The following is a 23,363-nucleotide window of genomic DNA, read 5'->3' on the forward strand; positions in this document are numbered from 1 at the left end:
GATATCACTTTTATGAATAGAAATTTTTTTAGGGGAATTGTTTTCTCTCTATCTCCACCGTTGTTTTGCAACGCTCAAATCAGTGCGCCAAAGCCATTTGGTCCGGTACCCATTATGAATCCGCTTAAAACCTATATTATTACCCGGTATATTAAAATGATAATTGCAACCTTTCTGTTTTTGGTTGGTAACCTCGCGTGCCGGGCTCAAAATCCCGGTGAAGCGGAACGAAAGCAATTATTTGATTATCAATGGAAGTTCTTCCTGGGAGATACTGCTTCGGCTAAATCGAGGGATTTTAATGATAAGGCATGGCGAAGCCTTGATCTGCCGCATGATTGGAGTATAGAAGGTAAAGTAAGTCCTAAAAACCCAACCGGTGGTGCCGGCGGATATTTTCCGGCGGGTATTGGCTGGTATCGTAAAACCTTCAAAGCTCCGGGGGAATGGAAAGGCAAAAAAGTCTCCATTTATTTTGAAGGAGTTTATATGAATTCTGAAGTTTTTATAAATGGGAAATCGCTTGGAATTTACCCATATGGCTATTCATCTTTCAGTTACGATCTTTCTCCTTACCTGGATTTTAACAAGGAAAATGTAATAGCGGTGCGGGTAGATAATTCGCAACATGTAAACAGCCGCTGGTACAGTGGTTCGGGGATCTATCGCCACGTTTGGATGATCGCTACCGAAGCTGTTCATATAGCCCAGTGGGGCGTTGCCATTACAACCCCTGATGTGTCTTCAAGAAAGGCAACCGTTCAAATTAAAACACTGGTAAAAAACGAAACCGATCTGCCTAAGAGTATTGTTTTAAGCACCTGGTTAAAGGGCGCAGATGCAAAAAATGCCGGAAATGGTCAGATAAAGGTTGATCTGGCCGCTAATAGTGAGAAGGAAGTTGCCCAAACTATAACGGTAACAAATCCCCGGCTATGGACGCCGGAAAGCCCCGGTTTATACCATGCCCGGGTACAGGTGCTGCAAAATAAAAAAGTAATTGACGAAACAGAGACGAGTTTTGGCATACGTTCTATAAAGTTCACAGTTGGGGATGGTTTCCAGCTTAATGGAAAAACCGTAAAGTTGAATGGCGGCTGTGTCCACCACGATAACGGTTGCCTGGGCGCCGCCGCTTTCGACCGTGCAGAGGAGCGTAAGATAGAGCAACTCAAAGAAGCAGGATTTAACGCTGTAAGAACTTCTCATAATCCGCCTTCAGAGGCATTTTTAAATGCTTGTGATAGGCTTGGCTTGTTGGTTATTGACGAGTCGTTCGATTGTTGGAAAACAGGCAAAAACAAACAAGATTATGCCCAATATTTTAACCAATGGTGGAAACGCGACTTAGATGCGATGGTTTTGCGTGATCGTAATCACCCCTCGATTATCATGTGGAGCATTGGGAACGAAATAGTGGAGCGCGGTACCCCGGGAGCGGTAGAAACCGCCAAAATGCTTGCCGATGCGATAAAAAAAATAGATAATGGTCGCCCGGTTACATCCGCAATTGTGGATAATGGTAAAGATTGGGCTACGCTTGATTCGCTTATGGCGGCGCATGACGTTGCCGGGTATAATTATCACTTATGGAGTGCGTCCGCCGATCATCAGCGGGTGCCTTCACGAATGATCATGCAAACAGAGTCGTATCCCAAAGATGCCTTTGCAAATTGGAAGTTGGTGAAGAATAACAATTATGTTATTGGGGATTTTGTTTGGACTGCTATGGACTATCTTGGCGAATCTGGGATTGGCCGTTGGTATTATTCGGGCGATGTTCCCGGTGAACATTGGGAGCATGATTTTTTCCCCTGGCATGGCGCCTATTGCGGCGATATCGATTTGATCGGATGGAGAAAGCCCATTTCCCACTATCGTAGCCTTTTATACAATAATACCGAAAAGCTCTACATGGCTGTTCGCGAGCCCGAGCCGGATCCATTAGAAATCAAAACAACGTGGTGGTCCGTATGGCCGACCTGGGAAAGCTGGACCTGGCCGGAATATGTAGGAAAAGCTATTAAGGTTGAAATTTATTCAAAGTATCCCGGTGTGCGTCTTTACCTCAACAACAAACTTGTTGGCGAGAAGCCAACAACTGAAGACCAGGAATTTAAAGCTGAATTTACCGTACCCTATGCGCCAGGCCAGCTTAAAGCCATCGGTGTGGATAACGGTAAGGAAATTGAAACTACCGTTTTACAAACCGCCGGCGATGCTGCAAAAATCAAAGTAACAGTTGATAGGAAAGAGATAGCAGCAGATGGGCAGGACCTGTCTTATGTTACTGTAGAGGTAACCGACAAGGACGGTACACTTCAACCAAATGCCGCAAACCGCCTAAACTTTAAAATTGAAGGGCCAGGAACAATTGCCGGAGTTGCCAATGGTGATCTGAAAGATACCGACCCATATGTTGGCAACGCTCACAAAGCCTGGCACGGACGTGCTTTGGTTATTATAAGAAGCACTCATGGTGTGGGTGATATTAAATTGACGGTTACTTGCCCTGATCTGTCACCGGCTATTTTAAATATTAAAACAATGAGCATTAGCGCTTATGAAGGCCTATAACTTATAAAGAATTTTACTTAAATTTAATCCAGCGTCCTAAGAAGCTGTCTAAAAACAGTAATTTGAAGATGTTATAAGGCATTTACAAGCTTCTTAGGTTTAATGATACACCGTTTTTTGCAATAAAATCTGCTGCAATCCTCTAATTTTGACCGCCAAATCATCGTAACATTTTTAACAAATCAAATTTAGACAGGTTCTAATGCATTATTAGTTGATTTTTTATAGTTGATCATAATGTGTCTGGCGAGTAAATCAGAGAGTTTTTCCGGTCGTTAATGGCAGCGCCATGCCTTGGCGTCCACCAATCTACATGTAACAGCCAGCCCGTCAATCTGGCTAATGCCACCGCAAAATTTACCCCGGCGGAGTTCTCCCATTCCCGTATAAGTTCTTCAGGGAATTTGTCTTTAGCGTGCTGTTTTTTATTGCTCATATATGCAGTGTTCACAGTAATAACCCATCGGGTAGCTGGTGTAGGTATAATGTCCACATATCGCCGGGCTGTAATGCCCGGTAAACAAATAATGTTCCCCGGTCAGCTTACCACATGCGGGGCAAGTATTAGACAGATAGGATTCCCTGCGAACGGAGCTGAAGTTGCTTTGGATGATTACCCCTTGGTCACGGGCGAAGTCCAGTTCACCGGGCGTAAAAGCCTCCGGTCCGGGATGATAACAATGGCCATCAAGCATGGCGATTTTCATTGGACTGTTGCATTTCCAGCATTCCGAATTGATAATGAGCATAGATTTATCCTGTAAAAAATTGCTACATTTTTTGCACTTCGGATTAAGGCAGGTATTGACGAACAGAGGAAGTTCAAGCTGACCTGATGGGTTTACCTGGATGTAAATAATGCCTTGCTGCTGGTAACTATCTGAGAGGTCTGTTTTTGGATTTTTATTTTTGGAAATATGAATAAGCGCGAATGTTTTTTTTTCTCCGTCCAACAGGCTGATGTCTCCTTCAACCAGCGCAATTGATTTTACTTTTTTTAGCAAATTGCCGTTATGCTGTCCGCCACAGTGTACGCACTTCCAGGTAATCACCAAAGGGCTTTCATGCGCAATGTGCGTTTCTAAAAGGATAACAAGATTTGACTCAAACGATTTGGCCATAGGATTTCAGGAGTTTAAATATAAAAATATTAATTTAAGGGCATGATCGCTTATTACAAATTGTTCGGGGATATCCCGGATGGAGATTACGAGAGTTGTGTGGCTTTTTTGGAGAAGGAACTCCGTAATGCATTAACAGCAGCGTACGAGGACGAGTTTGATGACGCGGAGGTGCGGCATTTTAACGATGCAGCCCGTCGATTGTATACGTTATTTTTTGATTGCACGGAGGATTACGAAAGTACTGACATCTATTCCCGTGCGGCGCGGGTAGTATTCGTTTATGGGCGGTCATCTGCGGGGACAAAAGAGCGTGATAGCAAAAGGATGCAGCAATTTTTAGGAGCGTTCAAGGATCAGCCGGAATATATAGGTTATGACAAAGGGCATTTTATTGCACATTGCAATGACGGTCAGATCGACCAGAATTTATACCCGCAATTGAAGGAACTGAACCGGGGTCTTTCAGCACAGGGGAAATTGTTTCGCTCTATGGAGCGGTACCTGCAACGGAATGAGGGCGTCTTTTACTTTGTTCGGCCCGTTTATAATGATCTGACCTGGATCCCGCACCAATTGACTTTGGCATATTTACGAAAGAGAAAGGTTTGTTACTCAACCGTTTTGATAATCGTCGGCAGGTTATCGCTTAGCCCTAATCGGATATCAAGCATTTGCCTACTAAGGCTGACGGAAGATTTCATTACCTTATTCCGGCCATCCGAAGTTGTTTTGGCATCGTGGGCTAATTCAATAGCGGTTGCAAATGCTTTTCTTTCCATTGGAAGAAATCCAATAGTTCTTCAGAAATACCACGGCTCATGTAACCCCGTAATTCAAAACTCATTTTCTCCGGTTCCAACGACATGGTATCAATAAAGCTGCGCTGATAAGCCGGCGAAAACTCAATCTTGTCAAATGCGCATTTGAATATCCGGCCGAAGTAGTCATGGATAGCATTCATAATCGATACCGGATGCACAAAGTATGGTTCAAAATCAATCAGTTCAGGTTCGATGATACAAAAAGCCGTTAAAACTTCTATATCCAGTTTATTACCAAGCGGTTTTACTCCCGGAAACACGGTAGCAAAGGCAATACTTGCATCGTCGGGAAGATTCTCGGCAACACGTTCGGTATGAATTACCTGTATCTGTAATTTACGTTTAGCACAAGTGATCATCTCATACCCCTCATGCTCTTCAATTTCATAAATGTCTTTCATAAAATTCGCTTATACTTAAGTTCGTATCGGTTATTTTATTGTCGCTATAGTGAAGGAGCTGGAACGCCAGATCTTCCTGTTCCAGCGGCACTGGCGACCGTGGAATTATCATGTCATGCAATGCCAAAGCCAGGGACTTTCGTGTAGATAAGGCAATGCCGATCAAGCTGGCCAAACGGACCTGTCCGCAACTGGTATTGATCAGGGGGGATTATGAAAGCTATAATCAATACTCGGATATGGTTAAGGAGATCATTGAGGAAAAAGTACCAAAACTGGAAAAAGCAAGCCTAGAAAGGTTTTATGCGGACCTGTCTGGTATGGATAAACATTTCGGCTGTATGAAGTACAGCGGTGAACTTCGGGAATATGTAATTAAGGAGACCGGATTGCCTGTATCGTTCGGCCTTGCATCCAATAAAACTGTCAGTCGGATCGCAACAAACGATGCCAGGCCAAACGGTGAAGCTGAAGTAATTTACGGGTATGAGCGAACTTTTCTGGCACCGACGCCTGTTACAGAATTGCCAATGGTCAGCGGTGAGACCGCAAGATTGCTCTGGAAAATGGGTGTACGCACCATACGTGACCTGGCGGCAATGCCGCTACCTTATATGGAGAACATGTTTGGGAAAGAAGGCCTTGAAATCTCACGCCATGCAAATGGGGTCGATGACAGCCCGGTACTTGAACAGATGGAAGAGAAAAGCCTGACGATAGAGCACACGTTTGAACAGGATACGATAGATATAGAAATGATGCATGCATGTGTGGTAAGGTTGACTGAAGAGTTAGGTTTCCGGCTTCGGCACAAGGGCTATCTTACAGGATGCATCACAGTCAAATTGCGCTACGCCAATGGCGATACGCCGATAAAGCAGTCTACTCAAAAACTCACTTTTGATGGAGAACAACATCGAACTCTTTTTGTAAATGATGCAATCTGCGTTTTTGATAGTGTAAAGGCTGTTTTTGAGCAAAAAAAAGACCGCAAAACAGGTGTTAAATCTGCTTTGCGGTCTAAGGTGACCCGGGAGAGATTCGAACTCTCGACCCAATGATTAAGAGTCATTTGCTCTACCAGCTGAGCTACCGAGTCGTGGTAGTGGTTCCGGTGTTTTTTTACCGGGTTGCAAATATACAGCTTTATGTGAGCAAACAAATAGGTATTTGTCAATATGCTGCCAGAAAATTGATTGCCTGTAGCGATGGGTTCATACGGCATGGCTTTGCAACAACTCACCGCTAAACCATAGGCGCAATAATTAGTATATTTGTGGCGATGAGTCTTTTTAACCAAACCGTCAACCTGCTTAAAAAAGAGATTATACTAGAATGGCGCTCCAAATATGCCTTCAATGGCGTGCTGTTGTATATCGTATCTACGGTGTTTATTTGCTATATATCGTTCAACCTTAACCCGGGTTTTAAAAACAGCAGTGGTTACCCCATCGTTTGGAACATCCTGTTTTGGATAATTATGCTGTTTGCATCGGTAAATGCCATTGCTAAAAGTTTTATGCAGGAGAGCAAAGCACGGTTGTTATACTATTACACCATTGCTCATCCGCAAGCCATTATCCTTTCTAAAACCATCTATAACATCTTGCTGATGGGCCTGCTGAGCGTGCTTGCCTTGGTGGTTTATATGCTGTTTTTCACCAATACCGTTGCCGACTTGCTGTTTTACTTCCTTGCGGTATTGATGGGCAGTATCAGTTTTTCCACCGTGTTCACCATGATATCGGCGATTGCCTCCAAAGCCGGCAACAACGGTACGCTGATGGCGATATTGAGTTTCCCGGTTATCATACCCGTTATACTCATCCTCATCAAAATAAGCAAAGCCGCTATGGACGGGCTGGATAGGGGCCTCAGCCTGGGCAACATCGGCGTACTGGCGGCCATTAACGTAATCGTTATAGCCACCTCGTTGCTGCTGTTCCCGTATTTATGGCGGGATTAGGGAGAGGTTGAAAAGTTGGACAGTTTGAAGGTTGAAACGTTGAGAATTTCTTCAAATTCCCTCAAATTTCTTTGATTTTTTAAAGAAATCGGAAAATTTTGATTCTAAATCCTGATTAATCCTTAAATCCCGAAATCGTGTCTATCTTTGGCTTATTAAAATCTCTTTATAAAATATCCCATCCATTTGCATAGCCTTTAACGGCCGTGCCCTTTTATGCCCACCCGGCATAACACTCATTTCCTTTTTTCATTTTTATAAAGAACAATATGCAACCACATAAAAAAGTCGCCGTTATAGGCGGCACCGGTAAGGCCGGTAAATACCTTGTTAAACAATTACTTGCTCAGAGCATATTCATCAAACTCCTCCAACATACATCTGAATCGGCGCATACCGATAATCCGCTTGTCGAAATCATTAAAGGCGATGCGCGGGACTACAACGTTTTGCTCAACCTGTTTGCAGGCTGCACTGCCGTAATCAGCACCGTTGGCCAGCCCACTGGCGAGCCGCCGGTATTCAGCGATGTGAGCGCCAAAATCTTAAAAGCGATGGATGAGCTGGGCATAAAGCGGTACATCAGTACCACAGGGCTCAATGTGGATACGCCCTTCGACAACAAAGGCCCCAAAACCAAGTTCGGTACTCAATGGATGTACCAAAATTATCCCAAAACAACCGCCGACAAACAGGTAGAGTACGAAGTGCTGACCACCAGCAAACTCGATTGGACGCTGGTGCGCCTGCCCCTGATACAGCAAACAGATGATCTGCCGAATGTTATTACCAGCCTGCAGGATTGCCCCGGCGATCATATCAGCGCATCAAGCCTGGGCAAATGGATGATTGGGCAGTTAAGCAGCCCTGAGTTTGTGCGGAAAGCGCCGTTTATTGCGAACGGGTAGGAACGTTGAAAAGTTGGAAGGTTGGAAAGTTGTAAGGTTATCACCAGCGAGAGTTTGGAGTTCCACGAACATTACAACCTTTCAACTTTCAAACTTTACAACAACATTGCAACCTTTCAACTTTCAAACTTTACAACAAATCCTCTACCACACCAATTTATACCCCACTCCGCGGATGTTGATGATTTGGATATTTGGGTCAGCGGCTAAATGGCGGCGCAGTTTGGTTATAAAAACATCCAGGCTGCGGGCGTTGAAAAAGCTATCATCCCCCCAAACGGTGTCTAACAAGGTTTTGCGGGGTAGCACTTCGTGTTGGTTTTTGCACAATAATTTTAAAATATCGCTTTCGCGGGCGGTGAGCTGCCAGGTATTGATGCCTTGCTGCAGAGTGTTTTTGGCGGGGTTAAATTGCAGGTTGCTTATTTGATACAGCTCTTTAACTTGTTTATCGGCCGGTTGGCGCACCAGCAGGCGGTTTGCGCTCAACAGCACCCGTATCCGCACGATGAGCTCTTCCACACTAAATGGCTTTTTTAAATAGTCGTTTGCACCGCTTTCGAAACCGGCAACCACATCCTTAGGCTGCGATTTGGCCGTAAGGAAAATGATGGGCGTTATTTTATCCGCCTCGCGTATTTTGCGGGCCAGCTCAAAGCCATCCATTTTGGGCATCATTACATCCAGCGCTAAAATATCGGGCTTGTGTTCGCTGTATTTCAGTAGTGCCGCTTCGCCGTTAGCGCATAACACCACTTCAAAGCCGGCTTCTTCCAAACTTTCGCGCACGATATGCGCCAGCGCCAATTCGTCTTCGGCCAGTAGTACCTTTATTTTATCCATTTTTGATAGGGATGGTTACGGTGAACTCGCTTCCTTTGTTCACCTTGCTGTTAACCGATATCTTGCCTCCATGGGCCTCTACCATGTATTTAACATAATTGAGCCCCAGTCCGGTACCTTTTACGTTGTGTACATTTCCCGCAGGTACGCGATGGAATTTATCAAAAATGTATTTAATATGCTTTGCCGGTATGCCCATGCCATTGTCTTTTATCGAAAACACGGCGTATTTATGCTGTTTTGTTAGGTCTATTTTAATATCCACCGGCTCGGTTGCATATTTAATAGCGTTATCTACCAGGTTGAGCATTACGTTGCGTAAATGCATTTTATCCGCCTCTATTTCGGTAATACCATCGCGATTGATGTAAGTAATGTTTACTTCCTTGGCTGTTTTTTGCTTTTCGGCTTGTATCAGCTCATTCATTAGTTCGTCAATCGCTATTCTCTCCTTTACCAATACCACCTTTTTGCGCTCAAATGCGGCAACATTCAGCACTTTGGTTACCAGCCCGTCGAGCCGGCTTAATTCATTGCGCGAAGTTTGCAGGTAGCGTTGCGTTTTCTCCGGGTCGTTCAAGCCATTGAACTTCTGTAAGCCTTCTATAGCTACAGTAATCGTAGCAATAGGGGTTTTCAGTTCGTGCGTCATATTGTTAATAAAATCATCTTTCAACTCGGTCAGCTTTTTTTGTTGAATGATGGTGCGGATGATGTAGAAAAGGCAAAATTTGGTAAATACAATCAGAAAACCAGATAACCCGAGGATCACAATCATTTCGCTGAGGATACCAAACTGGGCTTTTTCAAACACAGCTCTTACATATAAGGCATTTTTATCCATATGCTGCAGGAATAAAAAGCCGTGGTATTTGTAAGTAAACTGTTCTGTTTCGCTGTATTGCAGCTGTTTTATTTTGTGCGGGTCCAAACTATCTGCGGGTATCGGTTTGTCTGATATCTTTAAACTAAATTTATCGCTGGGGTGCATTTTGGGATGCATTTGCCGCATTGTTTCCCTAAAGTATTTAGAAAGCTTTATGCTATCGGCCTTCCGGTAATTTGGCGGTATCTCATAGGTGCCTTTGTCCGGTAATGATCTAATTGCATCTAAGCGTTTATTCAGTGTATTAATACTTCTGCCGGGATGCGCTTTATGGTAGGCTATTTCGTCAAGAAAATTCCCCATAGTATCCTCCATCCCAAAAAGCGTTATCAATTTTTCCATCAACATTGGCTGATAAAAAGAAATCTCTGTAAGCACCTCCGGAATGCTTGCGCCGGCACTTAGCCGTTTTTTATAAAAGTTATAATCCGGTATAGTGGTATTGTAGGGCTTATCGCCAAAATTACTGTACTTATTGGCGACGGAAATCAACATCACCAAATGGGCGGTATCTGCATCCCGTAGTGTGTCGAATTTTATTTTGATGTCAGGTGCCGAAAGCCGTTTCACCATTACCACCCTTATGGAGTCGAAGTAGTCTTTTTTACAGCTATCCAGCGCGCGCTGCATGGCGATGTTGATGTCGCCGTCGAACTTTTCTTTATTGAGTTTATAGGCGGTGAAACTCCAGTAAACCTGCAGCACAATAATGCCGGTTAGTAAAACAGTAGTTAAAAATAATACGATATAAAGTTTCTTTTTCATGATTTTGGTTGCTTAAGGTAAAAGTAATTCGCCCGAAAGCAACCGGCCCCATCTGTTAACATTCATTAAGGTTAAATAAGGCTGAGTAAGGCACATGCGCCTTCATAAGAACAACTTATAATTTTTCGTCCAATATTTTTCAAAGAAAAAATAACCATGAAACTTATATCTTCCAAGAATTTGAACCGGGAATTGGGCATATTTAATATCCTTTCCATTTTTAAACCGGTAGATGTGTACACCTTTTATTTCGTCTGCATCGCAAATATATTGTTTAAGGCTCCCAATTTTTATTGCTTCGAAATTTTTAATATAAAACAGTTCGCTGGTTAAATTCTCTCCAGTGTAATATGTTGCGGATTTTTCGCTTTTAGCGTGTGATGAATCGCTCGGATTAAGCTTACTTACACAAGGCGGTTTAGCATCAAAAGAATAGTAATAATTGGTTTTGGGTATGCGCTCTGCGGTATGAAAGTCACCAAAATGAATTACCTTTTTATATGTTTTTTTATCCTTAATATACAGCCACAAATTCTCCGAACCCGGGGCATCGCTTGTGAAGCCAATTTTTAAATCCTCATATCCATCGCCATTAACGTCTCTGGGATCGACAATTGGTGCATTTTCGGCCACCTTAAAAATAGTGTCATCCTTTCCCCTCAATAGGTAGGTCTTAAGACTTGTGCTAACAAGTGTAAAATGTAGGCCATCCACAAAAACCTCATTTTTACTAACTATAGTATCTAAATTGGAATTGAGGTCAAGTTTATGGTTAGACAAATAGGGCTTTGAACTTTCTTTTTCTGGTTTGGCCGACCGCTCTTTATCTAATTGCACACAAGCAACAGGAAAGATAAACAGGAAACATAAAAAAAATAAGCGGTTCAGCATTATCAAGGTGCTTTAATAATATTTGCAAATATGGGTATTACTCTTTCACCAACCTTTCGCCCCGGATGATATCGTAACCGAAAAGCCCTTTATCAACCGTAATCACCGCGTACGATGCTTGCTTCAATGCCTCTTCGCTTGCAGCACTGATAGATAGCTGCTTGTTGCGGAATTTGACTGCGGCATGCGGGCCTGTTTTAAGGTAACGGGAATATTTATTGATGATGGTCAGTTTATAATCCACTTTCTTCCCGTAGGAAAATGCGTCGTTCAGCATGAACAATACGGAACAGAACATGAAGGCGGCAACAAAAGCCACACCAAGGAAACCCAGCGGCCGTTTGATCCGCTTCGCCAGCAGCGCGGCGGCTAATAAGCCGAAGATGCATCCGGCGGTAACAGGTTTCTGCCATTCCACGAAGGTGCGGTCATATTCTATCAGTGGATAAAAGAAGGTGTAGTAGCCCGCTACCAATATTACAGGCACCTTCACCAGGCACGACCAGCAGCCAAGCTTGCTGTGCAGCGTCCACATAAACTCTTTCCTATAGGGTTCGGGCTGGCTTAGTCTAGGGCTCAACTGCGAGTTATCTTCCATCCGATTAAGGTATCGATATTTTTGGGGAAATGTTTTAAAGTTTGAAGGTTGTAGGATTGGAATATTTATCGGCAAAAAAAGGTTGGAGTTTCTTTAACATTCCAACCTTTCAACTTTAAAACCTTCCAACAATTTACCGTTCTCAATAGGTTAATTCTTCATCCTTGATGATATAATACCCCAATGCACCTTTTTTTGCCTTAAGTATTACATAATGAGCGCCATCGAATAAAACGTCATCGGTTCCCGTTACGTTTAATGATTTGCTGATGCCGTCGAACCGAATAACCACCCCTTTATAACGTTTGCTCCCCCGGTACCTTTCTGTCATCGGCAACTTAATGTCTACTATTTTGCTATCGGCAAAAACGGCATTTATAAAAAACAGGAACGAGCAGAACAGGAAACCCGAGGCGATGATGATGGGGACGGAAAGCAGCCAAATGGTTGCATACTTTTTCAAAACGAAGGCAGCAACACCAAGCCCGAATACTGTGCCGCAAATTAAGGGGATGGATAAAGGCACAAGCGTTGATTGGAATTGCCATATAGGATACCCAAAAACGATAAATAAACCGCCCAGCGTCAAAACGCCACGTAAAAACTCCTTTTTCCATCCGAGCTTACTTTTGGCCAGACTTTTTGCCACCCTTAGCTTGGCGCGCCTCTTAAAATCGCTGTTTCGTTTCATCGGATCAATGTACTTATATTATTTATTATTCAATCCTTGGCTCATAAAAAGAGCGCCGTTGCGGAGAGGGGTGTTGAAATGTTGGAAAGTTGAAATGTTGTAAGGTTGAAAGGTTTTAAAGTTGAAAGGTTGTAGGACTGGAGTGTTTATAGGCAAAAACAAAAAAGGTTGGAATGTATGTAACATTCCAACCTTTAAACTTTACAACAATTAAAAAGGTTGGAATGCCTTTAACATTCCAACCTTTCAACTTTAAAACTTTAAAACAACAATATCACGGCCACACGCCAAGGTTTTGGTACGATACCGCTATTTTGTTGATAGCGCCTACCATAGCTGCGTTGCGCAGGGTGCCTATTTTGGGGTTGTTCTTGTATATCTCGCGTATCTCGTGGTAAGAGCGTATCATGGTATCTTCCAGGCCCGAGTTTACCAGTTCAAGTTCCGATGCGCCTTTGATGATGGTGGAGCGCTGCATAGGCGTTAAAGCTGTGCCGGTGATGCCTTCTACCATATTTACCAGGTTAAGGTTGGCGGTTTCTTCGAACCTGCGGTTCATACGGCCGAAAGCTACGTGACTTAGGTTTTTCAACCACTCGAAGTACGATACCGTTACACCGCCTGCGTTGGCATACATATCGGGGATAATGATGCCGCCGTTTGCGTAGAACGCTGCTTCTGCCTCTGGCGAGGTCGGTCCGTTGGCACCTTCGGCAATAATTTTTGCTTTGATATTGCCTACGTTCTGCGTGGTTATCTGGTTTTCTAAAGCGGCGGGTACCAAAATATCGCATGGCTGCTCCATGCCATCCATGGTGTTCTTGAACTCCTGTTTGGCACCGGCGTAACCTAATATAGAGCCGGTTGATTTGCGGTGCTGGAAAACAGCCTCCACATCCAAACCATCTTCGTTGTAGATAGCACCCTCGAACTCGCAAAGACCAACAATCAAGGCGCCGAACTCCGACAAGAACTTAGCCGAATAGTAACCTACGTTACCAAGGCCCTGTACGATGATTTTTTTGCCGCTAAGGCCGGTTGTAAGGCCTATCTTCTGCATATCCTCGGCAACGCCAACGCACTCGCGTATGGCAATAGCCACGCCGCGGCCGGTAGCTTCGCGCCTGCCTGCAATGCCGTGCAGGGCAATAGGTTTACCTGTTACAGCACCCATAGCATCCAGCTGACCGGGGTTCATGGTTGCGTAGGTATCGGCTATCCAGCTCATTTCGCGTTCGCCGCTACCGTAATCTGGTGCAGGGACGTCAATGCTTGGGCCTATAAAGTTCTTTTTAATCAGCTCTACGGTGTAGCGGCGGGTAATGTTTTCCAGCTCGCTTACGGTGTAACTCTTGGGGTTTATTTTGATGCCGCCTTTAGCTCCGCCAAAAGGTACATTTACGATGGCGCATTTGTAAGTCATCAAAGCGGCCAAAGCCATCACCTCGTCCTCGTTCACCATTTCGCTGTAGCGTATACCGCCTTTGGTTGGGCTTTGGTGGTGCGAGTGTTCTACACGCCAGGCATCTATTACCTCGAAGCCATTGCCGCGGCGGATAGGGAAACGGAAACGGTAAACGCTGTTACACGATTTTATCTGGTCGAGCAAACCGGCATCATGCTGGGTAAACTGTGCTGCAAAATCGAAATTCTTGCATACGTCACCAAAGAAGTGCGTATCCTGATTTGCAGTCGGATTATTAATATTCATAATTTAGGATTGGTAAAAAATTAATCTCTCAAAAAACTGTGCAAAGTTGGTTCTTTTTTTGCGAATAATGCAAATTTATGAGTGATGCTATTCTGTTTAAAATGTAAAGAAATTCAACATTAAAGTTTAAACAGCCAAAGGGGGTATTGGTTTAATTTTCCTTCTCTAATTTTTTCAGCCGGCGGTCCATACTGAACAAGAAAATGGCCAGGCCTGCAAAAATAATGCAGATGGTTAGGATCACTACATAAATTTTACCCGAGCTGCGCAAGGCGTCGGCCATTTCAACGTCTTGTCCGGGCTGTGCCATGGCAACAGAAATACTGCATAACAAAAGCATTAACAATGTAAGTTTCTTCATATCAATCAATAGCATTCTTTTTATATTCTATTAAGCGCATGCGGTAGCGCAGGGTGGCAATCCAAAGGGCAATAAAGCTCCAGCCCAGCATGGCGGGGTAAAAGGCCAGCTTCATGCCGTTATCCAAATCGTACTTGCCAAAAGCGGGGTTGCCGCCGCTGCCGGGGTGCAAAGAGGCTGTCATTCGGGGCAGCACGAATATCAGCACAATCATCACCGGGAAAGCGAAGATGTTGTAGATGGCCGATATTTTGGCGCGTTTCTGCTCCTCATCCATCGAGTTGCGCAGCACCAGGTAAGCACAATACAATAAAAAAGCAATGGCCGCGCTGTTTTGCTTAGAGTCGCCGCTCCAGAATTCGCCCCAGGTATATTTGGCCCAAAGCATGCCGGTAAGCAGGCCCATGGTGTAAAAAACAAGGCCGGTGTTTACGCACTCTACGGCTGCAATATCGTATTCTTCTTTCCCCGTGGCCAGGTATTTAATGCTGTAATACACCGATACCACGAACACCGTAAGCATCCCCATCCACATAGGTACGTGGAAGTACAGGTTGCGGATAGTCTCATGAATAATGGGCAAACGGGGCACTTTGAACAGCAACCCGGTAACAAACGTAGATAATACCAGCAGTACTGCTATCACTTTCCACCAAGTTTGATAAATGAATTTCATATTGTGCGGCAAAGGTAATTATTTGTTTGATGATGAATAGTGACCGAACTCATAATTGCTATTGTTGCAGTATGGTGGCATAATGGTTATCATGTTGCATTATTTAGTTTGCAAGCATTAAGAAAATGATAGTGCAAAGCAAAGCATCGAGCTTTTACCTCCAGGGAAGCTTTTAGGTTTTCCGTTCCCTTCCTGAGAGCGTAATAGCCTATTGAGCTAATGAATAAACTGTGTCCTTTCGCTTGCATATTTGACTCACCCCGACGGCCCGCATGCGCGGGCGTCGACCCTCTCTGCTACGCAAAGAGGGTGAAGATAAAAGGGAAAACATAGCCCCAATGTCTCCCCTTCTTTGCGCAGCAGAGAGGGGGCGGGGGTGAGTCGAATCGCCACGCAGCACATAGCTGCCTCAAAGCAAAGCCGTTTGCTTTACCGCAAGATGCTCTCGGTAACCTTGGCTATATCTACCGTTATTTTACTGATGAAGCCCAATTGCTCTTTCATCAGCACATCTTCTACCGAAAGCGGGGCAGGAGGGACTTCTGCAGTTTTGGTAGCTTCTGCAGGTTTGGGTACAGGCGGCGGTATAGCTTCGCCGCTGATTTTTTTGTTAGTTTCTTTTAGTACCGCTATGCTGCGTTTCACCAGCTTAAGCAAATCGGCATGGGGTTGCTGCGGGCCGGTTTTAATGAGTGATGAAGCTATATTAGCCGTGTACGATGCCAGGATATGGTTCAGTACCACAAATTTATGTATATCCTTGATGTTGCGCTGCTTACTCTTAGGCTCGGAGGTCATGCGCTCGAATGTGGCCGATAAGTTGGCCGAGTTTACGAAGACATCCTTACGCGCCAGCTTGTAATCGGTAACCAGCACAGGCTTGCCCGACAGGCTCTCGAGCACCTTTTTAAGATAGTTGATGTTCGCCGTAATTACGTTCTTCAAATCGGTTTGTATCGTCTCGAATTCCCAGGTTGGGAAGATAACGTAGCTGGCAATAAAGGCGATGGCGCTGCCAATGAGCGTATCGATGATGCGTTCGCCTGCCACATTTGAGAGGCCCAGGAATTTGAAGAGGATGAGCACGTAGGGCGTCATGAAAATAACGCTCACTACGTAATTGAGCCGCAGAAAGCTATAAGTGCCTATCATCAACACCACCAGGATGATAAATTGCGTGGTGTTATTAGGGATGAAGTTGAGTATCACGATACCGATGGCACCGCCGGCAATAGTACCGATGAGCCTTTGGTAATTGCGCTGCTTGGATAGGCTGAAGCCCGGTTTCAGTATCACGATAATGGTAAGCAGCACCCAATAACTGTGCCCGCCCAGCGACACATTTTTAGCCGTAATATAACCTACCAAACAAACCAGCGATACCCTCAAAGCATGTTTAAACGTGGCGGAATCGAGGCTGATGTTATCCCAAAAAATGTGCGGGGCAAAATCCTGGTGGGTTACAAATTTGGAGTACTCTACGTCGCGGGTATCGTTCAATAACATATCCGATGCCTTGGAGTGGTAATACTTATATATGTTGCTGATGCTCTTGCTTACATCGCGCAGGTTAATGAGTATCTTCTTCAGCACCAGGTTGCTGGTTTCCTTGTCGTCGGCACCCACCTCGTCTATCTTCTGTTTCAGCAGTTCCAGCTTATGGTTAAGGTGGTTGAGTTTCTCGGGGCGGGTGTTGGCCAATACGGCATAGCCGATGTTATCCAGATCGTCGGCTACGCTGTTCAGGAAATCGGCAATCTCGGCCAATACGCCCGTGTGCCCGAATTTCTCACGAATCTGGCGGTAATCGTAGTGCGTAGCCATTATCTGTTCGAACATGTCCACCAGATCGATGAACGTAAGCACTAGTATCCTGCTGGCGCCGGTAGATTCTTTCACCATCAACCGGCTTTTGAACAACATCTCGCGCACGGCGTCCTGGTGGTTGCTTACGGATATCTGCTGCAATACCAATCGCCGGTAATTATCGTCAATATCTGTTTCCACGCGATAAAAATCGGCCTTCAGGCGCAGGAAACGGGCCACGTCGGCTACGTTCTCGCCAAGGGTTTGTTGCGCCGCCCGGTAGGGCCGTATGCCGAAAAATACCAGGCTGAACAGCATGTACCACACGCCGCCCGCCAAAATAGTGGCGCAGAACATGGGGAGTTCCGGTGGCGGTACTTCCTTATCCATCATAAATATCATCACCAGCAGGGCAGAGGTACCTACCGATGCCGCGCGGTTACCGTAAACCACCAGCATGCTGAAAAGGAATGAAAAGGCGGTAATTTCCAGCCCGAGGGTGTAGGGATTGAGACGGGCGTAACCGGTAATCATCGATATCGCTAACAACAATCCGTTGCCTACGCCCATGGCGTTGCGTTTATGCTGCACCGGGCCCGGACTATCGATGGCACAGATACACAGGGCACCGAGGCTCATGGTGAGGCCCAGATCGAAATGGCCGAACTGCATGGCCACGAGCGAGGGCAGCAATATACCCGTAGAAATACGCAACCCATCAGAAAAATACTGGCTGTAAAAAAAGCTCTTTATCTCTCGTTCATGGTTTTTCATCAAGGTAGTCAGCGGGATAATCATGCGCCCCGCAAATTTAAACAAATATTACGGGCCCTAATCGCAATAACCATAATTGCATTAAAAGGGATTATTTTTTATTAATTATTCAGATTTTAGCATAAATTAATTTTAGATACTTAAATTCACGCCAAAATACCCGCAACGGGTATGATAATAAATTTGCCAAACCTGTATTAGTATGCCATCAACGCAAAGGCTCAGCCAAAGAGAAACAACATTTAACCACGAAGTTGTAAAACGTTTCGAGCTGTATAACAGCTTGTTTCAAACGCTGCCCTTTTACCAGGTTAAGGATACCGGCATCCTGCTGCCTTTCTTCAGTTCGCATTGCGATAAGGGGGCGGTAGAGCAATTATCGCCCAGCGAGGTTATCGAATCTTTCTTCAAAAAATACGTACCGGATATCGACCACCGCGAGCAGTTGAACCGTTTGTTCCGGTTTATACAATATATCGAGCGGCAGGTGGTTTTATTCGATGCCATCGAAGACTCCTCGTTCGGCAAGGTTGGCCGTTCTGATGATACCGGCACCCTGCAAAGCATGGTGTACCAGGCCTCGCTCAGCGATGAGGCGCGCGACAGCTTCAGCAAGCAGCTTAAGGATTTCTCGCTGCGTTTGGTGCTTACCGCGCATCCCACCCAGTTTTACCCCGGCACGGTGCTCGGCATTATGACGGACCTGATAGAGGCCCTTAAGACCAATGATATCCCCAGCATTGATGCTTTATTGCAGCAACTGGGCAAAACGCCGTTCTTCAACAAAACCTCTCCAACGCCGGTAGATGAGGCGGTTAGTCTGGTTTGGTTTTTAGAGAACGTGTTTTATAATGCTCTCTCGGGCATTCAATCAAAAATGCACGAAGAGTTTGATTTGGATAGCGCACACCAGGTGCTGGAGCTGGGCTTCTGGCCCGGCGGCGACCGCGACGGCAACCCCAATGTTACTACCGAAACCACCCGCCAGGTGGCCATATTATTGCGCAAGCATATCTTCCGCTCGTACTACCGCGATTTCAGGGTGCTGAAACGCCGCATTACCTTCCGCGGTTTTGGCGATAACCTGGTAAAACTGGAAAAACTGCTGTACGATAACGCTTTCAGCACGCCCGAGAACCCTAAGGATTTGCAGCCCGAAATGCTCGATATCCTTAAATCTATGCGCGAAACGCTGGTTACCAGTCACGATAACCTGTTCGTAGATATCGTGGAGGACCTGATACAAAAGGTACAGCTGTTCGGTTCGTACTTCGCCACGCTTGACATACGCCAGGATAGCCGCGTGCTACGCAGCGTGTTCGACTACGGTACCAAGAAGATATATACCGGCGTACCCAAAGGCTACGCCGAAATGGACGAAGCCGCCAAATTGAAAACCCTGCCCTTTACAGAGGCCGATTTTGTTTGCCCAACCGATGCCGACGATATGACGCGCGACACATTGGACACCATCCGCCTGATGCGCCAGATACAAGAGAGCAACGGCGTAAAAGGATGCCAGCGCTTCATCATCAGCAACTGCCAGCAGGCATCTGATATTTTGCAGCTGATCGACCTCTTTTTATGGAGCGGCTGGAAGAAAGAGAAACTTACGGTTGATTTTGCGCCACTGTTTGAAACCGTGAACGACTTAATACACGCCGGCGATGTGATGGAAACGCTGTACACGCATCCTTTCTACAAAAAACACCTGCAAAGCCGCGGCAACAAGCAAAGCATTATGCTTGGTTTTAGCGATAGCACCAAAGATGGCGGCTACCTGATGGCCAACTGGAGCATTTATAAAGCCAAGGTAGAGCTTACCGCCATCGCCCGCAAACACAATATCGACCTGGCGTTTTTTGACGGCAGGGGTGGCCCACCGGCACGTGGCGGCGGCAAAACGCACCGCTTCTATGCATCTATGGGTACCGAAATTGCCAACGACCATATCGAACTCACCATACAGGGCCAAACCGTAAGCTCGCAGTACGGTTCGGTAGAAACCGCAAGGTTCAATACCGAGCAGTTGATCAACGCAGGAGTAACATCGGCATTGCAGCCAAACCCTAACGATACCCTGGATAAAAGCGATAAGGCCCTGATAGCCCAAATGGCCGAAGCCAGCCACGGGCGTTTCCTGGCCCTGCGCGAGCAGCCTTTGTTTGTAGAATATTTGGAGAAGTTCAGTCCCTTGAAATTACTGTCGCAAATAAATATCAGCAGCCGCCCAACCAAGCGCAATGCATCGGCCAAGCTAAAGCTGGAAGACTTGCGTGCCATCAGCTTCGTAACCTCATGGAGTCAGCTTAAACAAAGCATCCCCGGTTTTTATGGGGTGGGCACCGCGCTTAAGACCATGAAGGATGCCGGTAGCTGGGAGGATGTGAAGGCCCTTTACCAAAAATCGGGTTTCTTTAAAACCATGCTGGATAACTGCATGATGTCGATGTCGAAATCCGACTTCCGCGTAACGGCATACCTGGAGAAAGACAAGAAATTCGGTAAATTCTGGAAGGGCTTAAAAGACGAGTTCGAACTGACGAAGTCCCTGTTATTAGAACTTACAGGAATGGGCGTGCTGATGGAAGAATCGCCGGTAGAACGCCGCTCAATCGCCATCCGCGAAAAAATCGTACTGCCGCTGGTTATCGTACAACACTACGCTCTGCAATGTTTAAATAACACGCAGGACGAAGAACTCATCGGCATATACAACAAGTTGGTGATACGTACCGTGTACGGTATTGTGAATGCGGGGCGGAATTTGGCGTAAAAATATTCCCTATGCAGGCGTTGGTTTCTCGTGAATCATCGCCTGCTTTTTTTGGTGTCGTGTTTTCGGCTCCGTTCCCGACTTTCTTAAAAGGTAAAATAATCTGCTTGCCGTAAAATAAAACCCTGCTTTATTAAACAGTAATAGCTTAAGTTTGTTAAACCAATTATAAACTTAAGATACCCCCTCCATGAAACAACTGGCTGGCATAGCTTTTATAGCAATCGTATTTTTTTCGTTGCAGGCCTGCAACGAAAACCGCAGAGCCAAAAATTACAACGATACCGTTTTAGATGGCGATGCGCAGAATTTTATTAATGAGGGCGTTGAGGGTTTAAGCACAGGCATTCAGCTTTCGCAACAGGCCATAAAAACATCGCAGAACCCGGCGATAGTAGATTTTGCCAAAGACGCGGTAACAGCGCACGAAACTGCTCTTAACGATTTGAAAAAGCTGGCCGCCAGCCATTCCTCCAAAACGCCTGATACCTTATCCCAAATACATTCATTAATGATTGCCGAGCTCGCCAAAAAGTCGGGAGCAGGGTTTGATAAGCAATATATACAGGCCATGGTTGAAGATAACGAACATGCTATTGCGCTGTATAAAACCGTAACAGGCAACCCCAATAAAAACGTAATCGCCCTTGCGGATAAAACCCTCCCTAAGCTAAGGGAGCAGCTTAAGCGCGCCAACGATATCTGTACCGATTTGTTGTAAGCTGCTTTTAAACCTCGAACGCGGGTTTTGCCATGCTCCAAAATTCGTCTAATGCTATGATGCGCGGTTTAAAGAACGAAATGAGATTTGGCCAATCTTCTTTTTGGAAAATGCTTACCGGCCGCAGTTCGGCGTAAATGCGGCTGATGATTTTTCCATAGTCGTCTGCAACGTGTAGCTGCCATTCCCAATCCTCACCTAAAGTATTGTGCAACATTGCTTTATAACCTTCGAATTGCTCGAAGAAAAGTTGTTGCAGTTCTATATCGGGATGGCTCAACTCTATGGCTATGGTGGCGTGCTTATTATCAGCCTGCATCTTAAAAAAAATGTGCTTAACGCCTGTTTTGTAGTTTATCCAATTGACGCGCAGGCCATCGGCAGAAAGTACCGGCCCCATGTATTGGCCGAAAGCCGTCCAGAAGGCTTGTTTTAATTGAGATGCCTGGTCTTTTGAGTACATGTAAATGAATAATCGGCAAAGATAGCTTAATATTTACCCGCTGAAAAATCGTCGGGTTTATTTACTTTAGCAAAACCAATCATACGCATCTGCATGAAATATCTTTTATTGTTCCTGCTGCTACCCGCAATAGCGTTTTCCCAGTCGCCCCCAAAACCATATGGCCCCTTGCCAACCAAAGGGCAATTGCAATGGCAGGAAACCGGGATGTATTGCATTATCCATTTCGGGCCAACCACCTATAAAGATAAAGAATGGGGTTATGGCGACGAAGGTGCGGGGATAGTAAACCCAACGCAATTCAGCGCCATGCAGATTGTAGGCGCAGCAAAGGCCGGCGGCTTTAAAGGCATCGTGGTAGTAGCCAAGCACCACGATGGTTTTTGCTTATGGCCCACTAAAACCACTGATTACAACATCTCTAACAGTCCCTACAAAAACGGTAAGGGCGATATACTGGCCGAGTACCGCGCCGCCTGCGATAAATTGGGCATGAAGATGGGCGTGTACTGCTCGCCCTGGGACCGCAACAACGCACTGTACGGCAAGCCCGAATACGTGACCAACGTTTACCGCGAGCAACTTAAAGAGTTATACACCCGATACGGTCCGCTGTTTATGAGCTGGCACGATGGTGCCAACGGCGGCGACGGCTATTATGGCGGCGCAAAAGAAGTGCGCACTATCGACCGTTCTACCTATTACGGTTGGGACGAAACCTGGGGCATTACCCGCATGCTGCAACCCAACGCCGCTATTTTTGGCGATGTTGGCCCAGATGTGCGCTGGGTGGGCAACGAGAAAGGCCAGGCCGGCGCTACCAGTTGGGCCACCTATACGCCGCATGCGCCTGATGAGGGCAAACGCCCCGGCAACGGCTACGTAAAAGATTATGAGGGCACCGAGGGCCACCGCGACGGCAAATACTGGATGCCTGCCGAATGCGACGTATCGCTGCGGCCGGGATGGTTTTACCATGCAAGGCAAGACGACTCGGTGAAGGATGAGCACAAATTAATGGACCTGTACTTTCAAAGCGTAGGCCGCGGCGCCAGTCTGGATTTGGGCCTGTCGCCCGATAAACGAGGCTTATTAAACAACCATGATGTGGCGGCGTTACAGTCGTTTGGCGAATTGCTGGAGCGTACATTCGCCGTAAACCTTGCAAAAGGGGCAACGCTCTCCGCAAGCAATACCCGGGCCAGCAGCAAAAAACTGTTTGGCGCAGCCAATTTGCTTGATAATGACCGTTACAGCTATTGGGCTACAGACGATAACGTAACCAACCCGCAATTGGTAATTGATATGCATAAACCAACGGTATTCAGCGTTATACGTTTACGGGAAAACATAAAACTCGGGCAGCGGATTGAAGAAGTAGCAGTTGATGCCTGGCTCGCTGGTAAATGGGAGCAAATAGCAACGGCTACCAGTATTGGCGGCAACAGGCTTATACGCCTGGACAAAGGCATTAAAACGCAAAAAGTGAGGCTGCGGGTAACCAAATCTCCGGTTTGTATAGCTCTGAGCGATTTTGGATTGTATTTCGAGCGTCGTTTTGCAACGCCATTGGTATTTCCTGATAGTAATTAAAGTATATGAAA

General features: G+C 45.7%; 20 protein-coding genes, 1 tRNA gene and 1 pseudogene. 8 read left to right on the top strand and 14 right to left on the bottom strand.

Annotated features, from left to right (window positions below):
- Positions 1–12: 12 nt before the first annotated feature.
- Positions 13–2,577: a glycoside hydrolase family 2 TIM barrel-domain containing protein gene (locus AC1DXC_RS05980; RefSeq protein WP_477458231.1), complete on the top strand. Its 2,565-nt coding sequence runs from the start codon at positions 13–15 to the stop codon at positions 2,575–2,577.
- 232 nt (positions 2,578–2,809) lie between these two features.
- Here the strand turns inward: AC1DXC_RS05980 and AC1DXC_RS05985 are convergent, their stop codons facing one another.
- Both AC1DXC_RS05985 and AC1DXC_RS05990 read right to left on the bottom strand, forming a co-directional pair.
- Positions 2,810–3,013: a hypothetical protein gene (locus tag AC1DXC_RS05985; protein ID WP_477458232.1), complete on the bottom strand. Its 204-nt coding sequence runs from the start codon at positions 3,011–3,013 to the stop codon at positions 2,810–2,812.
- Complete coding sequence (locus AC1DXC_RS05990; RefSeq protein ID WP_477458233.1) at positions 3,003–3,698, bottom strand: hypothetical protein; 696 nt, start codon at positions 3,696–3,698, stop codon at positions 3,003–3,005. The genes AC1DXC_RS05985 and AC1DXC_RS05990 overlap by 11 nt, the downstream gene beginning before the upstream one ends.
- Positions 3,699–3,740: 42 nt before the next feature.
- Between AC1DXC_RS05990 and AC1DXC_RS05995 the strand changes: the two are divergent.
- A pseudogene (locus AC1DXC_RS05995) lies at positions 3,741–4,274 on the top strand (DNA/RNA non-specific endonuclease); the annotation flags it as partial.
- 169 nt (positions 4,275–4,443) lie between these two features.
- Here AC1DXC_RS05995 and AC1DXC_RS06000 read toward each other — a convergent pair.
- Entirely contained in the window at positions 4,444–4,923 is a 480-nt protein-coding gene (locus tag AC1DXC_RS06000; protein WP_477458234.1) for a hypothetical protein, read from the bottom strand.
- 104 nt (positions 4,924–5,027) lie between these two features.
- On the opposite strand from AC1DXC_RS06000, the gene AC1DXC_RS06005 reads away from it, so the two are divergent.
- Positions 5,028–5,984: a DNA polymerase Y family protein gene (locus AC1DXC_RS06005; RefSeq protein ID WP_477458366.1), complete on the top strand. Its 957-nt coding sequence runs from the start codon at positions 5,028–5,030 to the stop codon at positions 5,982–5,984.
- Here the strand turns inward: AC1DXC_RS06005 and AC1DXC_RS06010 are convergent.
- Positions 5,950–6,022: transfer RNA gene (locus tag AC1DXC_RS06010), tRNA-Lys, on the bottom strand. The two genes, AC1DXC_RS06005 and AC1DXC_RS06010, sit on opposite strands and share 35 nt — an antisense overlap.
- Before the next feature lie 183 nt (positions 6,023–6,205).
- On the opposite strand from AC1DXC_RS06010, the gene AC1DXC_RS06015 reads away from it, so the two are divergent.
- Positions 6,206–6,889, top strand: a complete 684-nt coding sequence (locus AC1DXC_RS06015; RefSeq protein WP_477458235.1) for a heme exporter protein CcmB — start codon at positions 6,206–6,208, stop codon at positions 6,887–6,889.
- A 269-nt stretch (positions 6,890–7,158) separates the two neighbouring features.
- On the top strand, positions 7,159–7,797 hold the full coding sequence (locus tag AC1DXC_RS06020; protein WP_477458236.1) for an NAD(P)-dependent oxidoreductase: 639 nt from the start codon (positions 7,159–7,161) through the stop codon (positions 7,795–7,797).
- A gap of 144 nt (positions 7,798–7,941) precedes the next feature.
- Here AC1DXC_RS06020 and AC1DXC_RS06025 read toward each other — a convergent pair whose 3' ends face one another.
- The 9 genes from AC1DXC_RS06025 to AC1DXC_RS06065 form a co-directional block, all read right to left on the bottom strand.
- Positions 7,942–8,640, bottom strand: a complete 699-nt coding sequence (locus AC1DXC_RS06025; protein WP_477458237.1) for a response regulator transcription factor — start codon at positions 8,638–8,640, stop codon at positions 7,942–7,944.
- Positions 8,633–10,291 (bottom strand): sensor histidine kinase, encoded by a 1,659-nt coding sequence (locus AC1DXC_RS06030; RefSeq protein ID WP_477458238.1) that lies wholly within the window; start codon positions 10,289–10,291, stop codon positions 8,633–8,635. The genes AC1DXC_RS06025 and AC1DXC_RS06030 overlap by 8 nt, the downstream gene beginning before the upstream one ends.
- Positions 10,292–10,393: 102 nt before the next feature.
- On the bottom strand, positions 10,394–11,182 hold the full coding sequence (locus tag AC1DXC_RS06035) for a hypothetical protein (RefSeq protein ID WP_477458239.1): 789 nt from the start codon (positions 11,180–11,182) through the stop codon (positions 10,394–10,396).
- A 37-nt stretch (positions 11,183–11,219) separates the two neighbouring features.
- A complete protein-coding gene (locus tag AC1DXC_RS06040; protein ID WP_477458240.1) occupies positions 11,220–11,780 on the bottom strand; it encodes a hypothetical protein in 561 nt (186 codons plus the stop codon).
- A 142-nt stretch (positions 11,781–11,922) separates the two neighbouring features.
- Positions 11,923–12,471, bottom strand: coding sequence for a hypothetical protein (locus AC1DXC_RS06045; protein WP_477458241.1), 549 nt, complete (start codon positions 12,469–12,471; stop codon positions 11,923–11,925).
- A 274-nt stretch (positions 12,472–12,745) separates the two neighbouring features.
- Entirely contained in the window at positions 12,746–14,182 is a 1,437-nt protein-coding gene (locus AC1DXC_RS06050; RefSeq protein ID WP_477458242.1) for a Glu/Leu/Phe/Val family dehydrogenase, read from the bottom strand.
- Positions 14,183–14,333: 151 nt separating this feature from the next.
- Complete coding sequence (locus AC1DXC_RS06055) at positions 14,334–14,543, bottom strand: CcmD family protein (protein ID WP_477458243.1); 210 nt, start codon at positions 14,541–14,543, stop codon at positions 14,334–14,336.
- A gap of 1 nt (position 14,544) precedes the next feature.
- On the bottom strand, positions 14,545–15,219 hold the full coding sequence (gene ccsA, locus AC1DXC_RS06060; RefSeq protein ID WP_477458244.1) for a cytochrome c biogenesis protein CcsA: 675 nt from the start codon (positions 15,217–15,219) through the stop codon (positions 14,545–14,547).
- 429 nt (positions 15,220–15,648) lie between these two features.
- On the bottom strand, positions 15,649–17,823 hold the full coding sequence (locus AC1DXC_RS06065; RefSeq protein ID WP_477458245.1) for an FUSC family protein: 2,175 nt from the start codon (positions 17,821–17,823) through the stop codon (positions 15,649–15,651).
- A 178-nt stretch (positions 17,824–18,001) separates the two neighbouring features.
- Here AC1DXC_RS06065 and AC1DXC_RS06070 point away from each other — a divergent pair, with 178 nt between their 5' ends.
- Together AC1DXC_RS06070 and AC1DXC_RS06075 are read left to right on the top strand one after the other, a co-directional pair.
- Positions 18,002–20,575, top strand: coding sequence for a phosphoenolpyruvate carboxylase (locus tag AC1DXC_RS06070; protein WP_477458246.1), 2,574 nt, complete (start codon positions 18,002–18,004; stop codon positions 20,573–20,575).
- Positions 20,576–20,765: 190 nt separating this feature from the next.
- The gene (locus AC1DXC_RS06075) at positions 20,766–21,296 is read left to right on the top strand and encodes a DUF4142 domain-containing protein (RefSeq protein WP_477458247.1); all 531 of its coding nucleotides are present in this window, start codon (positions 20,766–20,768) and stop codon (positions 21,294–21,296) included.
- A 7-nt stretch (positions 21,297–21,303) separates the two neighbouring features.
- Here AC1DXC_RS06075 and AC1DXC_RS06080 read toward each other — a convergent pair whose 3' ends face one another.
- Positions 21,304–21,759, bottom strand: a complete 456-nt coding sequence (locus AC1DXC_RS06080; RefSeq protein WP_477458248.1) for a DUF4268 domain-containing protein — start codon at positions 21,757–21,759, stop codon at positions 21,304–21,306.
- Between the two features lie 93 nt (positions 21,760–21,852).
- Between AC1DXC_RS06080 and AC1DXC_RS06085 the strand changes: the two genes are divergently transcribed.
- Entirely contained in the window at positions 21,853–23,352 is a 1,500-nt protein-coding gene (locus tag AC1DXC_RS06085) for an alpha-L-fucosidase (RefSeq protein ID WP_477458249.1), read from the top strand.
- Positions 23,353–23,363: the final 11 nt, after the last annotated feature.

Source organism: Mucilaginibacter sp. P2_D11 (genome assembly GCF_056404435.1).

Bases quoted from the DNA above. Each gene is read 5' to 3' on its own strand.
- AC1DXC_RS05980 (WP_477458231.1), top strand. From the start codon at position 13: ATGAATAGAAATTTTTTTAGGGGAATTGTTTTCTCTCTATCTCCACCG.
- AC1DXC_RS05985 (WP_477458232.1), bottom strand. From the start codon at position 3,013: ATGAGCAATAAAAAACAGCACGCTAAAGACAAATTCCCTGAAGAACTT.
- AC1DXC_RS05990 (WP_477458233.1), bottom strand. From the start codon at position 3,698: ATGGCCAAATCGTTTGAGTCAAATCTTGTTATCCTTTTAGAAACGCAC.
- AC1DXC_RS06000 (WP_477458234.1), bottom strand. From the start codon at position 4,923: ATGAAAGACATTTATGAAATTGAAGAGCATGAGGGGTATGAGATGATC.
- AC1DXC_RS06015 (WP_477458235.1), top strand. From the start codon at position 6,206: ATGAGTCTTTTTAACCAAACCGTCAACCTGCTTAAAAAAGAGATTATA.
- AC1DXC_RS06020 (WP_477458236.1), top strand. From the start codon at position 7,159: ATGCAACCACATAAAAAAGTCGCCGTTATAGGCGGCACCGGTAAGGCC.
- AC1DXC_RS06025 (WP_477458237.1), bottom strand. From the start codon at position 8,640: ATGGATAAAATAAAGGTACTACTGGCCGAAGACGAATTGGCGCTGGCG.
- AC1DXC_RS06030 (WP_477458238.1), bottom strand. From the start codon at position 10,291: ATGAAAAAGAAACTTTATATCGTATTATTTTTAACTACTGTTTTACTA.
- AC1DXC_RS06035 (WP_477458239.1), bottom strand. From the start codon at position 11,182: ATGCTGAACCGCTTATTTTTTTTATGTTTCCTGTTTATCTTTCCTGTT.
- AC1DXC_RS06040 (WP_477458240.1), bottom strand. From the start codon at position 11,780: ATGGAAGATAACTCGCAGTTGAGCCCTAGACTAAGCCAGCCCGAACCC.
- AC1DXC_RS06045 (WP_477458241.1), bottom strand. From the start codon at position 12,471: ATGAAACGAAACAGCGATTTTAAGAGGCGCGCCAAGCTAAGGGTGGCA.
- AC1DXC_RS06050 (WP_477458242.1), bottom strand. From the start codon at position 14,182: ATGAATATTAATAATCCGACTGCAAATCAGGATACGCACTTCTTTGGT.
- AC1DXC_RS06055 (WP_477458243.1), bottom strand. From the start codon at position 14,543: ATGAAGAAACTTACATTGTTAATGCTTTTGTTATGCAGTATTTCTGTT.
- ccsA (WP_477458244.1), bottom strand. From the start codon at position 15,219: ATGAAATTCATTTATCAAACTTGGTGGAAAGTGATAGCAGTACTGCTG.
- AC1DXC_RS06065 (WP_477458245.1), bottom strand. From the start codon at position 17,823: ATGATTATCCCGCTGACTACCTTGATGAAAAACCATGAACGAGAGATA.
- AC1DXC_RS06070 (WP_477458246.1), top strand. From the start codon at position 18,002: ATGCCATCAACGCAAAGGCTCAGCCAAAGAGAAACAACATTTAACCAC.
- AC1DXC_RS06075 (WP_477458247.1), top strand. From the start codon at position 20,766: ATGAAACAACTGGCTGGCATAGCTTTTATAGCAATCGTATTTTTTTCG.
- AC1DXC_RS06080 (WP_477458248.1), bottom strand. From the start codon at position 21,759: ATGTACTCAAAAGACCAGGCATCTCAATTAAAACAAGCCTTCTGGACG.
- AC1DXC_RS06085 (WP_477458249.1), top strand. From the start codon at position 21,853: ATGAAATATCTTTTATTGTTCCTGCTGCTACCCGCAATAGCGTTTTCC.